Source organism: Paenibacillus senegalimassiliensis (assembly GCF_001486585.1).
GTDB lineage: Bacteria > Bacillota > Bacilli > Paenibacillales > Paenibacillaceae > Fontibacillus > Fontibacillus senegalimassiliensis.
On the sequence record NZ_LN909046.1, the window covers coordinates 1,474,995 to 1,488,134 of the forward strand.

The 13,140-nt window shown below is 41.1% G+C and carries 20 protein-coding genes; all 20 read right to left on the reverse strand.

The features are described from left to right. Window positions 1-50 precede the first annotated feature (50 nt). The 20 genes from BN3279_RS20915 to trhA all read right to left on the reverse strand — a co-directional run bounded on the left by BN3279_RS20915 (window position 51) and on the right by trhA (window position 13,086). On the reverse strand, window positions 51-971 hold the full coding sequence (locus BN3279_RS20915; RefSeq protein ID WP_059053629.1) for a hypothetical protein: 921 nt from the start codon (window positions 969-971) through the stop codon (window positions 51-53). A 115-nt stretch (window positions 972-1,086) separates the two neighbouring features. Continuing rightward, entirely contained in the window at window positions 1,087-1,782 is a 696-nt protein-coding gene (locus tag BN3279_RS20920; protein WP_059053631.1) for an HNH endonuclease, read from the reverse strand. 184 nt (window positions 1,783-1,966) lie between these two features. Then, window positions 1,967-2,491, reverse strand: a complete 525-nt coding sequence (locus tag BN3279_RS20925; RefSeq protein WP_148466886.1) for a hypothetical protein — start codon at window positions 2,489-2,491, stop codon at window positions 1,967-1,969. Window positions 2,492-2,618: 127 nt separating this feature from the next. Beyond that, window positions 2,619-2,996 (reverse strand): retropepsin-like aspartic protease, encoded by a 378-nt coding sequence (locus BN3279_RS20930; RefSeq protein WP_059053634.1) that lies wholly within the window; start codon window positions 2,994-2,996, stop codon window positions 2,619-2,621. After that, the gene (locus tag BN3279_RS20935) at window positions 2,997-3,239 is read right to left on the reverse strand and encodes a hypothetical protein (RefSeq protein ID WP_059053636.1); all 243 of its coding nucleotides are present in this window, start codon (window positions 3,237-3,239) and stop codon (window positions 2,997-2,999) included. A 204-nt stretch (window positions 3,240-3,443) separates the two neighbouring features. Beyond that, window positions 3,444-3,758, reverse strand: a complete 315-nt coding sequence (locus BN3279_RS20940; protein WP_059053637.1) for a hypothetical protein — start codon at window positions 3,756-3,758, stop codon at window positions 3,444-3,446. Window positions 3,759-4,005: 247 nt separating this feature from the next. After that, entirely contained in the window at window positions 4,006-4,275 is a 270-nt protein-coding gene (locus tag BN3279_RS20945; protein WP_059053639.1) for a hypothetical protein, read from the reverse strand. Between the two features lie 168 nt (window positions 4,276-4,443). Next, window positions 4,444-4,893 carry a hypothetical protein gene (locus tag BN3279_RS20950; RefSeq protein ID WP_222860895.1) on the reverse strand — a complete coding sequence of 150 codons (450 nt, stop codon included), beginning with the start codon at window positions 4,891-4,893 and terminating at the stop codon, window positions 4,444-4,446. A gap of 250 nt (window positions 4,894-5,143) precedes the next feature. Then, window positions 5,144-5,776 carry a hypothetical protein gene (locus BN3279_RS20955; protein WP_059053644.1) on the reverse strand — a complete coding sequence of 211 codons (633 nt, stop codon included), beginning with the start codon at window positions 5,774-5,776 and terminating at the stop codon, window positions 5,144-5,146. A 131-nt stretch (window positions 5,777-5,907) separates the two neighbouring features. After that, a complete protein-coding gene (locus BN3279_RS20960; RefSeq protein WP_059053646.1) occupies window positions 5,908-6,531 on the reverse strand; it encodes a hypothetical protein in 624 nt (207 codons plus the stop codon). A gap of 172 nt (window positions 6,532-6,703) precedes the next feature. Then, window positions 6,704-7,660, reverse strand: a complete 957-nt coding sequence (locus BN3279_RS20965; RefSeq protein WP_232436900.1) for a tyrosine-type recombinase/integrase — start codon at window positions 7,658-7,660, stop codon at window positions 6,704-6,706. Between the two features lie 3 nt (window positions 7,661-7,663). Then, the gene (locus BN3279_RS23885; protein ID WP_157686469.1) at window positions 7,664-7,819 is read right to left on the reverse strand and encodes a hypothetical protein; all 156 of its coding nucleotides are present in this window, start codon (window positions 7,817-7,819) and stop codon (window positions 7,664-7,666) included. 313 nt (window positions 7,820-8,132) lie between these two features. Then, on the reverse strand, window positions 8,133-8,297 hold the full coding sequence (locus BN3279_RS23890; protein WP_157686470.1) for a hypothetical protein: 165 nt from the start codon (window positions 8,295-8,297) through the stop codon (window positions 8,133-8,135). Window positions 8,298-8,414: 117 nt separating this feature from the next. Next, window positions 8,415-9,221, reverse strand: a complete 807-nt coding sequence (trmD, locus tag BN3279_RS20970) for a tRNA (guanosine(37)-N1)-methyltransferase TrmD (protein WP_059053648.1) — start codon at window positions 9,219-9,221, stop codon at window positions 8,415-8,417. Window position 9,222: 1 nt separating this feature from the next. Then, window positions 9,223-9,741, reverse strand: coding sequence for a ribosome maturation factor RimM (gene rimM, locus BN3279_RS20975; protein ID WP_059053650.1), 519 nt, complete (start codon window positions 9,739-9,741; stop codon window positions 9,223-9,225). Between the two features lie 114 nt (window positions 9,742-9,855). Beyond that, window positions 9,856-10,086: a KH domain-containing protein gene (locus tag BN3279_RS20980; protein WP_059053652.1), complete on the reverse strand. Its 231-nt coding sequence runs from the start codon at window positions 10,084-10,086 to the stop codon at window positions 9,856-9,858. 22 nt (window positions 10,087-10,108) lie between these two features. After that, window positions 10,109-10,381: a 30S ribosomal protein S16 gene (rpsP, locus tag BN3279_RS20985; protein WP_059053653.1), complete on the reverse strand. Its 273-nt coding sequence runs from the start codon at window positions 10,379-10,381 to the stop codon at window positions 10,109-10,111. Window positions 10,382-10,442: 61 nt separating this feature from the next. Continuing rightward, window positions 10,443-11,822, reverse strand: a complete 1,380-nt coding sequence (gene ffh / locus BN3279_RS20990; RefSeq protein WP_059053656.1) for a signal recognition particle protein — start codon at window positions 11,820-11,822, stop codon at window positions 10,443-10,445. A gap of 44 nt (window positions 11,823-11,866) precedes the next feature. Next, window positions 11,867-12,220 carry a putative DNA-binding protein gene (locus BN3279_RS20995; protein WP_059053658.1) on the reverse strand — a complete coding sequence of 118 codons (354 nt, stop codon included), beginning with the start codon at window positions 12,218-12,220 and terminating at the stop codon, window positions 11,867-11,869. Window positions 12,221-12,441: 221 nt separating this feature from the next. After that, a complete protein-coding gene (trhA, locus tag BN3279_RS21000) occupies window positions 12,442-13,086 on the reverse strand; it encodes a PAQR family membrane homeostasis protein TrhA (RefSeq protein WP_059053660.1) in 645 nt (214 codons plus the stop codon). Between the last annotated feature and the right edge of the window lie 54 nt (window positions 13,087-13,140).

Below are 13,140 nucleotides of genomic sequence, written 5' to 3' on the forward strand. Positions count from 1 at the left end.
AATATTATGTTATAGGAAGTTTCTGGATCTAATGTTTACTTTTCAAGTCATTAATCGTTTAATACTTCATTAATTTTTAAATAAATATTTCCTGTCTGAGAAGCATATCGCCGCTTCCTCACAATCAAAGAAACAAAATCAATTTGATTTTCTAATACAGCCATCAAATCAGCACCATCCATTAAAAGAATAGTACTTCTACCTACTGAATGTATTCTTACAGCATCTTCAGAGAATCCGTTGATAGACAAGAAAAGGCCTAGCGTATTATCAAGTTTTCTCTTTACTTTTCCTGTAAAACTATCTAGCTCTGACGCATCAGACAAGTGCGACCTCCATTTTGCTTCGAATAAAAAATCAGTTCCTTCTAATGAAAAAGCACCATCAATCTGTTCTCCTGTATTTCTAAATGATGCTTTAGGATCTAAGTCAAACAGTTCGAAAAGATCATACAGAACTTTCTCTAATTCAAATCCTCTTTTTTGAAAATCTTTTGAAGTAACTAGCCTAAAATAATTTGCCTTAATCTCGTCCAATTTATTTAAGACCGCTTGGCTTGATCTAATTTTCTCTAAATTTTTCATACGTTTTCGCTTGATTTCTTCTTCATCCTTTAATTTTTGAGTTTGATCTTCAACAACCATTCTTAAATCAGCTACAGCCTGTTTTGCACGTTCAACTTTTTTTCTTCCATCTTCAAGCTGTTCTAGGTGACGAAAATTGTCCATTTTTATTACTTCTGAGATTAAGCGACGTATATCTCCAATATATTTTTCTTGATTATTACATAGTTCATCTACAATATCTGAAACGATCTGCCTTTTATATCCATTCCAATCGGGTCTATTGATTATAGACGTATCATTAATACAATTATTCAAAAAGCTCCTGAGATTATTTTTGTACCAATATACATTGCATAATGCTTCTTTCAAAAGTTCAATAGCAACTGCTGAGAATTTTTTCTCCATAAAGATGTACCTCCAAAAAAAGATTTTCGGAAATTTTCTATAACGTTTCTGTATTCATGAACCCCAAAGGGGTTGTCTGCTGAAATGTCTCCTCGTCGAGATAGCTCAGTTTCAATCAATAATTAAAAAACTCTTTCCTCTTAATGAAGTTATACATGAAAGGATGATCCTCTTTATTATCTGGATATCTGATACTTTGGTAATCTATCTTCAAATCATCTTCTGTATTTAAGACAATCTTCCCCTCAGTTGTAATAAAGAATAGACCTGCATCATACGCAACCTCATGTGTAACACACAAACATACTCCGTTCTGAATTTCTTCTGTACCACCGTCTGAAACAGGCCATATATGAGCGGCCCGCAAAACTTTAGAATTACTAATGTTACAAACAGCACATTGATTGTTATAAGCTTTTAAAACTTCATCTCTAAATGACTTTTGTTTTCTTACAGGTTTTAAAACAATTGATTCTTGCCATTCTCTAGCATTAGGATACGGCCTTCTTGCGTTATATGATTCCTCATCCTCTAAAATAACGCTCCCGTCATCTTTAGATACTGACGTAGGTAAAGAATCATATCTTAGCATTGACATATCCAAAAGTCCCCATTTCCCATTATAGCCAAGGACAACCATTACACGCATTTCATTCTTAGCATGATAAAAATAATTGAAAACAGGATAAATAAGTGCATCATCTAAACCCTCTATGACTTCTTCTCTAATAGCCTGATTTCTTTTTTCTCTTATTGCAGCATTGTTAGCTTCTCTCAATAATTCTTTAGTAAAATATTTATTTGAATGCATGTTACATCACTCTCCTCTGTATTTTTCGTATTTCCTATAACGTTCCTGTATTCATGAACCCCAGCGGGGTTGTCTGCTGAAATCCCTCTTCGAAATCCATCCCGCAGACCGAGGCTCCAACGGAGCCGATGCTTGAATATTATGTTATGTGAGGTATCTGCCTTCTTGGAAATTCAGAATATATTCATTTCTTTTTCAGTTCTTTCTTAGCCTCATCTCGAATAATTTGAATACATTTCTTGACTGCACCATACCATCTATCAAAGTCTCCAACATAATCACCATTACTACTCTCTTGTTCGATATTCTTTACAAGTTCCTCCAATGATTTTGTCGATTTTTCAGAAATTATAAAAGCACCTGAAGCATAAATTTTATATATTTGTTGTTTTGAATGACTAAAATTCTTCCATAGTTCTTCATGAACATCACTATTAATTTTCTTAATTTTTATACCCTCATCGAATAGCTCGCCAAAGTAATATTGTAAATAGGATAGTTCCTCAATAATTTTCGAGTAAGTATCTGCTTTTCTTTCCCACCACTTTTGAGTATAAAATTGCTTAATTGATAATCTAACAGTAATAAAGGAAGTTACAATAGATATTAATATTCCTGGAAATATTTTTGAAGTTATTACATCGAAGATAATGGCCATCTTAATTCCTCCATTGTTTGCAGGTATTTCACATAACGTTCCTGTATTCACGACTCGACGCCTGTCGAGTGTCAGGCGAATGCCGGACCATGGACGAATGTCCGCAGCGTGAGTATTATGTTAAGTGATGTTCCAGTCTTCTTCGAATCATTCGCTCACTTTATGATGTCTTTGTGTATTATGAACGGAGTAATTTAAATGCCTTTAGATCAATACCAAATTCTCCTTCTGTCAATATATCAAGTCCCAAAAGTCCATTAATGTTGTGATATTTAAATGAAGTAAAATCGATGTATACATCCTTTAAAATGAAATCCCCTACCTGTATACCCTCGATTCGTTTACTGAAGGCATGCTCTTTGCCTCCAATTCCGTAACTCGTTATGATCTCATCTTCAATTTCTACCTGAATTCCAATCTCATCGACCTCATCTTGTGAAATCAAACTATGACTAGCTCCGGTATCGATCACAATGTTCGATATGATTTTCTTCTGCTTATTAAAATGGACTGTTATTTCTGTAAATAACAGTCCATCCCTATATTCAATATTCATTTAAAGACTTCTCCTTAACCCTATATTTTTCCGTACCTTCACAACGACCTGATCTTTAGAAGTATGATAAACCAAAGTCTTGTCTCGGCTGTTCAGTAATTCTCGAGTGGCGTCTTCATCACTGATCGGACCAATCACAGCCACATCATCAATGACTTCTTGATGGTCCGTTTCTTCCGAATGAAGAACTTCAAACTTTACGAACTGGTTCGGGAAAATCTGTTGAACTTCTTCCCATTTCATCGTTGTCCCTCCTGTTCTTTTGATGGTTATATTATACCATTTTATAAGCTTGTAACTCTCACTGGGTTCCTGTATTCACGACTCGACGTATGTCGAATGTCTGGCGACTGCCAGACCAAGGACGAATGTCCGCAGCGTGAATATTATGTTATCTGATGCATCCACCTTCTATGAATTAGCTTTCAGTTCGCTTGTCCTTATTGTTTATTTATTCTTTAAATATTCTATCTTCCCTTTAGCTATTGTCTTATTAGTCGTTAAAGAAAAGCTGTTTCCAGGCTCTAATAAATGATTTGGTGCTTCACTTGAGTCATAACATAAAAAATATAGATCAGCCTTAGCATTTCTACACTCATTAGGTTTAACATGTAACTCAACTACCGCACTCCAAAGTCCATATTTCAATTCTTTATCCAAATCAAAAACTATAGGTGTTGAAAAATCTCCAATAATCAATCTTTTTTGCCCGCCCTCTTCCTCGCTCAAAAAGTACAAACTAACTACCGCTATTTTTTTCACTGAAAACCACTTCCTAATTTATAGGGTGTTTTGTCTTTATCGTTTCTATTAGTCTTTCCGGATGTTTCTGATAACGTTCTTGTATTCGCGAAACACCCCAACCTTAGATAGCTCTTATCTTAGGCTGGGGCGTTTGTTGTCTGAGCTTCTTCCATGATTATACATCCGACAACCAAGGGACGATAGCCCCGTAGCGTGAATACTGTGTTATGTGAAGGACTGGTCTTCTCTGCGTGCACACTCAATATTATTTACATACTTTCTCTAATATTTTTTTACTTATCTCTAAACATCTTTCTTCCGTCTCTTGAAATTGATTCCCTAAGTATTCTGTTAAGATCTTATATATGTATTTTCCAAACTCCTTTTCATTTAGACTTTCATTTGATTGTATATATAGGGTTAACTTTTTAATTTCTGAATCATACTCGTCTTGTGGACAATGTATAGCAAGGAGTTCTGCCGGATCCCACTGATCTATGATTGTCTTTATCGAAGTAAATGTTTTTGGTTTCATCTCTTTTTTCCTTCTGTTTTATATATTATTGATCTTTTCCAATCTTTCACATAACGTTCCCGTATTCACGACTCGACGTATGTCGAGTGTCCAGCGAATGCCGGATCAAGGGCGTATGCCCGCAGCGTGAATATTATGTTAGGTGGAGTCATGTTCATCTTCGAATTGCTAAAAAACTTGTATGGATCTTAAACACTCTTCATCTTCTTTATACGTACAAATCTGATTCGTATCCAAGCCATTACAAATAGAAAAGTACCCTTTCGAGGTAGCAAACCCTATACCGTTTAAAATCCAATTTGAAGCTCGTTGTCCGACCTCTTCTGAAATTGATTTACTTGCTATTAATGTGGATTCCAATCGTTGTTCAATAATCTCGATTCCGACAATCTCTGCTTGTCTAAATCCCAGAAGTTCTTTCCGATCCTTACGCCATTCATATTCAAATTTTCCGTACTCTTCAAAATCATATTTTTCTAGTTCTTGTGTTCTGTCAATTGAATTCATGGACAAAGCCAATTCTTCTAACTTGTAATTACAAACTTCTAACTGACACGAAGTCAATTCTAAAAGGATTGGAGAATCTTCATTCCACTCTTCATCAACTTTGTTCCACATTGAATACACATTTATAATTTTCTGTGTTCTCAGCTTCTTTAGCTGAGAATCAAAATTTTCCACAATTTCAATACTACTATAACATCACGGTTCATAGTTTTTGATTCCAAATTTCATAGTTTGTTCTCCCGCTTTACATGATTTCACCTAACGTTTCTGTATTCACGACCCGGCGCATGTCGGGTGTCCGGCGACTGCCGGATCAAGGGAGTATGCACGCAGCGTGAATATATTGTTAGACGATGTCCGTTCAATTCTCGCCTATCTTGATCTGTCTTTTAAATAAAATACCGATTTGTTTTATTATATTTGAATATTCTTCTCTATACTTGTTGTTTATTTCTATTGTGTCTCTAATAGTCTTTTCATCTCTAGGGCTATAGGTAGAATGATTTCTTAAATCAATGAGTTTTTCTTTGCCAATTTTATAACTAGAAAACTTATCTAACAATTCAGATAATCGTTCATAATGCTTATCCTCAATTAGTAGTATGCTTTTTTCTAATATTATTGTTGTTTCACTTAGCTGCTTTGAAAAATCTTGAAGGTTAGCTTCCATGGCTTTTTCCCAAAGCTTGTCTGCAACTATCTTTAAATCGTACAATGATCTATACAAATCGTTATACAACTTAAATTGATGTTCTGTATATCGAGCAAATAATATTTTGTCTTTTTCATAATCTCTTTTTTTTGCTTCTAAATCATTTATGTAACTAGCTTTCAATTTTTCAAGCTCTGCTTGATAATTCTTTCTATCTTTTTCTTGAATATGAGTAGCCCAAATTCTTCCTAGCCAACTTGAAATGGCTATGATAATTGCTCCAGCACCACCTACAGAGAGAACTGCCGCAACGATAACATTCCATGCTTCTTGAAGATCCATTTTTATACCTCTTTCTTCTATAGGATTTCGTCTAACGTTCCCGTATTCACGACCCGGCGTATACCGGTTGTCCGACGAACGTCGGACCCAGGGCCGCACGGCCCGCAGCGTGAATAATATGTTAGTTGATGCTACTGCACTAAATTTATAATTTCTTCAAACAAAGCCTCTATGTCTTCTCTTTCTAGATAATTGATAGACGAAATTTTTCTGCCTACTCCATTTAAAGATGTTCCTGTTATAAATCCTTTATACTGATCTGTAATCCAAAAGCGATCATGAAACTTCTCACTATATTTAATGTCTAAGTTCATTCCTAGTCCTCTGATTCTTCCAATAAAAATACTTTCTAAACTTCGATTTCTTCTGTTTGATGTAATCACTTTTACAATTCTAGCTTTACTTTTTTCGACGATTTTTAGAATCATCTCTAAATAATCTTCATTATAATTAGGAGGGAAGAAGTACGAATCAATGACAATTAATTCGTTTTGTTCAGATTCTATGTTTATTAAATAATCCGAAAATTTATTTATTTTTTCTTCTTGATTCATGTTCATCCATAGAATTTCTTCTAAAACAATCTCAAAGTTTTGTTGTTTAACATATGACTCTATTTCTTGGTGTGTAGGACCTAAATAGATTCCTAATGAAAGACCAGCAGTTTCGTATAATTCTTTGCTAAACTTAGACATAATACATCCAATGTCTTCTTGCTTACCTTTATATTTATCTTCCAATAAAATGTAATACATATTTTCCTCCTTCAAATTATATAAAGTAGTTTCAACTAACGTCTTTTATCTGAATTTCGTATATATTCCACATATCGGTAATTATCCGATCTTCTTCAAGTATAATCCATTTAGAGGAATTGACGAAGTATATTTTATCCAGTGCTACTCTCCATCCTTCAGCTCCAGCCGATCAAGCGGGCTCTGAATACGCTGTATGTTTTTTGTGCTGACATGTGTATATCGTTGAGTGGTTCGAGCGCTCTGATGACCTAGCAGTTCCTTCATCAAATGAACAAAAGAAAGGATGTTCATGGAGAATTTTAAAAATATAGCGGAGGTCGGTTCCGCCCTCAAGCAAATGAGTTGCAAATGAATGACGCAACGAGTGAACACTTACCTTTTTAACTATTCCTCCCCGTCTTTTTGCATTTTCAAAAACCTTTTGGACAGTACGCTCCGTCACATGGCGCCCGGAACGTTGACCTGGAAATAACCATTCTTCAGGTTGAGACTGAATCATATAAGCTTGCACCACACTCATAGCCGTTGGAGATAAGAGAGTCATTCGGTCCTTCATCCCCTTACCTTGCCGGACACGCAAGGTCTGTCGTTCCGTATCCAAATCTGCGAGACGTAGCCGAACCACCTCGCTGACTCTTAGCCCCGAAGAATAAGTCAGGTATAAAACAGCTTGATGCTTGAGATTCGTTAGGCACGTTAGTAGCCGGATCACCTCATTTTCTGATAAAACATTGGGCAGGATATGCTGCTTCTTAGGGCGGATATACTGAATTTCATTCATTGGCTTGTTTAATACGTATTTAGCATAGAAGCGAATTGCACTAATCGTCTGATTTACACTGGAATGAGAGATGTGCTTGGCTAATAAAGACAAACAATATTTTTGAACGGCATCACTGCTGATCTCGGACGCATCAGGCGGGAGTGAGTCGATAAATCGCTTTACCTGACTGCAATAGGCTTTGATCGTCTTACTGCTATAGCCACGCTTTTTCAACTCTTCAATTAGAGCATTACGATAATCCATCTTTTGACTCCTTAAGTTTTTTTCAAATGCATTAAACCATTCAAACTCCTTTACCAGCGCAGGCTCCAGCCAAATCAAATTTCTTGGAAAAATTTCCATAAATTAAAAGATGACTGACTCCTTGTACGGAATAATCCACAGCTTCTGATTCGGATCCCACCGTCTACCCTGAATTTTCCGAATGAACACAACATGCTCTGGGTTGTAAGGCAGCTTAAAACCTAGTGCATCCGCATTCAACTTTCTAATTTCTATCATGATCATGACCTCTCTTCCTGCAAAATAGAATTATTTTTCTGCCTGGCTTCCTGAAATATTAATCATGACTACCCATCCATCGGGTTTTCTCTTGGGATATAACCGTGCTGCTAAAATGCGTCTAAAGACACTAGCCTAAACAAAAAAGCGATCCCCTTTCCCTAATGGAAAAGAAAATCGCTTCCGATGCTTTCGGATTCTGCTAAATACCGAACTTGCTCTTTTTATTGCACACGCTCCATGCCTATCCATCTAACTTCAAGTAGTCGTACTGTGCATTCCTGGTCTGCCGGGTGCTTGTATTTATTTCAGGCTAATGCCCTTGGCTATAGAAGCTAATAATGTCATCTACGGTCAGCAGTTGTTGGTCAGGCTCCCGAGCTTCCTTTTGCAGGCCCGCCCCGTCGCCTCCGTGCAACCCTTCGCCATCTGGCGTAATCTGCTTCTCGTTTGGTTCATACATGTGTTCCAAATCCATATTTCGTTTCCTCCTTGCTGCCTTAAGATCATGCATTGTTTTATTACCCAACTTTGCATGATATGCAACAGCAAGCAGAATAATGACACTTATTTTCGCGGTCTCGGCGCTATAAGATTAATCAGCTTCCCGCTGAAGTTCCTCCAGCCACTTCTGCTCCTTCGCAGAGAGCTCCACTCCCTCAAGCAGGTCGGGGCGCCGCTCCCAGGTGCGACGAAGTGCTTCCTTCCGTCGCCAATCGGCAACATTGGCGTGATGCCCGCTAAGCAGGATATCCGGAACCTGCCAGCCGCGAAAATCAACAGGCCGCGTATAATGCGGATATTCCAGCAACCCGGTGCTGAATGAATCCGTGACGGCGCTCATTTCATTACCTAGCACCCCCGGCAGCAGCCGGGCCACGCTATCAATGACAACCATAGCCGGTAGTTCTCCACCCGTCAGTACATAATCGCCAATGGAGATCTCATCAGTCACCAGATGCTCACGAATCCGTTCATCATATCCCTCATAATGTCCGCAGATGAACACCAAATGCTCTTCCCGTGCCAGCTCCTCGGCTTTTTGCTGCGTGAAGGTCTCCCCCTGGGGACACATCAAAATAATGCGGGGCCGGTCCACAGACTCACCTGCTTCAACTCCCGCTTGACCTATAGATGTCTTTTCGCTTCCCTCTGCCGTACTCTGACTCTTCTCATCTAACAGGGCCTCCACAGCCCGGAAGATCGGCTCAGGCTTGAGCACCATGCCCCCACCGCCGCCATAAGGCGTATCATCCACCGTGCCGTGCTTGTTCCCGGCGTAATCGCGAAAATTGACTGCATTCAAGGAGATGATCCCCTTCTCCTGCGCTTTTCCAAGAATGCTACTGCCAAATACGCCGGCAAACATCTCGGGGAACAAGGTCAATACATCCACCCGCATGTTACAGCAATCCTTCCATCACGTGAACCCGGACCAGCTTGTCCTTAATGCTAACGTCCAGAACCACATCATCAATGACTGGCAACAGCAATTGCTTGCCTGACGGTAGCTTTACTACCCAGACATCATTGGCCCCTGGCCGCAAGATCTCTATAATTTCACCCAGATCCTCATTCTCGTCACTGACAACCCGGCAACCTATAATTTCATGGAAATAATATTCATTCTCCGGCAGCTCGACGGTCTCGGACTTGGATACCTTCAGTTCATATCCCTTGTACTTCTCTACCTCGTTAATATTGGAAAATTCGGCAAATTGCACGATATACATTTGCTTATACGGCCGTGCTGACTGCACTACTACAGTAGACTGCTCCCCCGTCTCCGGGTGCACCATAATCAGACGCCGTTTAGGCGCGAACCGAACTTCCGGAAAATCCGTTTGCAATAACACCTTCAGCTCGCCACGAATCCCATGTGTATTTACAATTTTGCCTACAGACAATAAAGAATCAGACATAATACCCTCCCTAATCATGTAACCGTCATTTCATGTTTCAGCATGTACGAAAAAGGGCTAGGACAAACATCCTAACCCGCTTTCGTATATCTTTTTGAATGATCAAAAAGTTCTTTAAGATAGAATATCGACGGTCACCCGTTTATCCATCTTCACGGCTGCCGATGCCACAACCGTGCGGAGCGCCTTGGCGATTCTTCCCTGCTTGCCAATGACCTTCCCTACATCATCAGGATGCACGGACAATTCATAGACAATCAGATGCTCCTTCTCCACGACCTCCACACGGACATCGTCCGGATGATCAACAAGAGCCTTCGCAATAACGCCGACTAATTGTTCCATATACGACCCTCCGAATCAGCAATTATTTCTGCTGTCTAAGCTCATGGAATTTCTTCATCACGCCTGCATTGCTAAGCAAGTTGCGAACGGTATCAGATGCTTGCGCACCATCTTGAAGCCACTTCAATGCTTTATCTTCATCGATGTTCACTACTGCTGGTTGTGCAACCGGGTTATAGTAACCAATCTCCTCGATAAAACGGCCGTCACGCGGGGAACGGGAATCCGATACCACGATACGGTAGAAAGGAGCTTTATGAGCACCAATACGTTTCAAACGAATACGAACTGCCACGAAATTCACCTCCTTTAAAGAATTCACTTTCATGTATAATTACATTTCCCTTCACAAGCCTTTACCGGAAAGGAAACCTCATACCCTTGCCACCAGCTTTGCCAAGCTGCTTCATCATTTTGTTCCCCTTGCCCTTGGGCCCCATCATACTGGAGAACTGCTTCATCATCCGCCGCATCTCGTCAAACTGCTTGATCAGGCGATTGACGTCCGCCAATACCGTTCCACTGCCAGCAGCAATACGTTTACGACGGCTATGATTAATCATATCAGGATTTTGCTTCTCTTCCTTGGTCATGGAATGCACAATCGCCTCTACTCGGCCCATCTGCTTCTCATCGACCTTGACATCCTTCATCTGCTTCATGTTGCCCATGCCCGGGATCATATCCATGATCTGATCAATCGGGCCAAGCTTCTTGACCTGCTCCATCTGCTCCAGGAAATCGTCGAACGTAAATTCCGCGTTACGCATCTTCCGTTCCATTTTCTTGGCTTTATCCGCATCAATGCCGGCTTGAGCCTTCTCAATCAGAGACAGCATGTCACCCATACCAAGAATCCGCGAAGCCATACGTTCCGGATGGAACGGCTCCAGGGCATCCATCTTCTCACCCAAAGCGACGAACTTAATCGGACAGCCAGTCACCGCTTTAACGGATAAGGCCGCACCACCACGAGTATCGCCATCCAGCTTGGTCAAGACTACCCCGCTAAGACTAAGCTGTTGATTGAAGCTCTCTGCCACATTAACCGCATCTTGCCCTGTCATGGCATCGACCACGAGCAACACTTCGTCCGGCTGAGTAATCTCATGAATTTGCCGTAGCTCCTCCATCAATTCCTCATCGATATGCAGACGACCAGCGGTATCAATCAGCAAGTAATCATTGCCGTTGTCCTTGGCGTGCTGCAACGCCTGACGTGCAATCTCTACCGGACTGTTACCTTCCGGCAATGCGAAGACCGGTACCTTGATCTGTTCACCTAGTACCTGCAACTGCTTGATAGCAGCCGGACGGTAAATATCTCCCGCTACCAGCAGGGGACGATGGTTGTCCTTAAGCAATAGCTTGGCCAGCTTGGCAGAGGTCGTCGTCTTACCGGCACCCTGCAAGCCCGCCATCATAATCACTGTCGGTGGACGATTGCTGCGAGCCAGCTTGGCTTGGCTTCCTCCCATCAACTCCGTCAACTCTTTGTTGACGATATCGATGATTACCATGCCTGGCGTGAAGCTATCCATCACTTCCTTGCCAACCGCCTTCTCCTTGACCTTGGCGATGAACTCCTTCACGACTTTAAAGTTGACGTCCGCTTCCAGCAAGGCCAGGCGCACTTCGCGCATCGCTGCATTTACATCATCTTCGGATACCTTCCCTTTGCCCCGCAGCTTGCTGAACACGTTTTGCAATCGGCTTGTCAAACCTTCGAATGCCATATATCGTCACCTCCATTCGTAACAATTCCGCTCATAACTCCATCTTACAATTGCTCCGCCTCGCGAAGCAAATTTCCTGCCTGTTCTTTATGTACAGAAGACATCGCACTGTCCTCAATAATTTGCTGTAACCGGGCTAACACACCGCTCTGAAGCTCATGCTTCTTCAGCAGTCCCAGCTTCTCTTCATACGTCTCAAGCATGCCTTCGGCACGTTTGATATGCTCATAGACCGCCTGACGGCTAATCTCGAATTCTGCCGCAATTTCCCCCAGCGAGAAATCATCGAGGAAATAATATTTCAAGAACGTCTGCTGCTTCTCAGTCAGCAACGCTTCATAGAAGTCGAACAAAAGGTTGATCCGATTCGTTTTCTCAAGCCTATTCTCCTGACTCATATGGGCACTCCCTCCGTCAAGGAAAAACACTTTACAGCGCATCAACTCCACCTATAATACAGAAACCCGAAAAAGATGTCAAGTATTTTCCCTTAACATCTTGGCATGGAAATTTTTCTCGGTTGGAGGGCGCCTCAAATAATAGTAAAAACCGCTCTCCAAAGGCAAAGTGCTCGCTAAACCACGAACAATTCCAGCCCTAGATAAGCGGTTCTTCTCGCTTAGTGCGGCAGCAAATACAGCAAAATCGCAAAGAAGTGAGTAACACTTCCGGCGAGGACGAACAAATGCCAGATGGCATGATGGTAAGGGAAGCCACGCCACACATAAAAAATCGTTCCCAGACTATACGCAATGCCACCCGCTACCAGTAAAGCCATTCCCTGAAAAAGTATAGCAGCGGTGAGCGGCCCCCATGCAATCACGATTAACCAGCCCATGATCAGGTAGAACACCGTTGACAGGACCAGGAATCGCTTCACGAAGAAGGCTTTGAATATGACACCAGCCAGCGCAATCCCCCATACAATCCCGAACAGGCTCCAACCTAAAGGCCCCCGAACTGCTACTAGCAAAAATGGGGTATACGTACCAGCAATATAAATGTAGATAGAGGAATGGTCAAAAATTTCAAACAAATCCTTGACCCGTCCTTCCTTAAAGCTATGCACCAGCGTGGAGCACATATAGAGCAGCAGCATACTGGCCCCATAAATGGTAAAGCTGACAATATGCCATGCCGTTCCCTTAAGGCTTGAGAAGACAATCAGCAGCACCAGCCCAGCTACACTTAGCAATGCCCCAATGCCGTGAGTAATCGCGTTGGCGACTTCCTCCCTGCGGTTAAACGAATGCGTATTGGCCATCTCGCTCCGCCTCCTTTCCTCTTGCCATGTTAATAATCTAGGCTCATACCTATA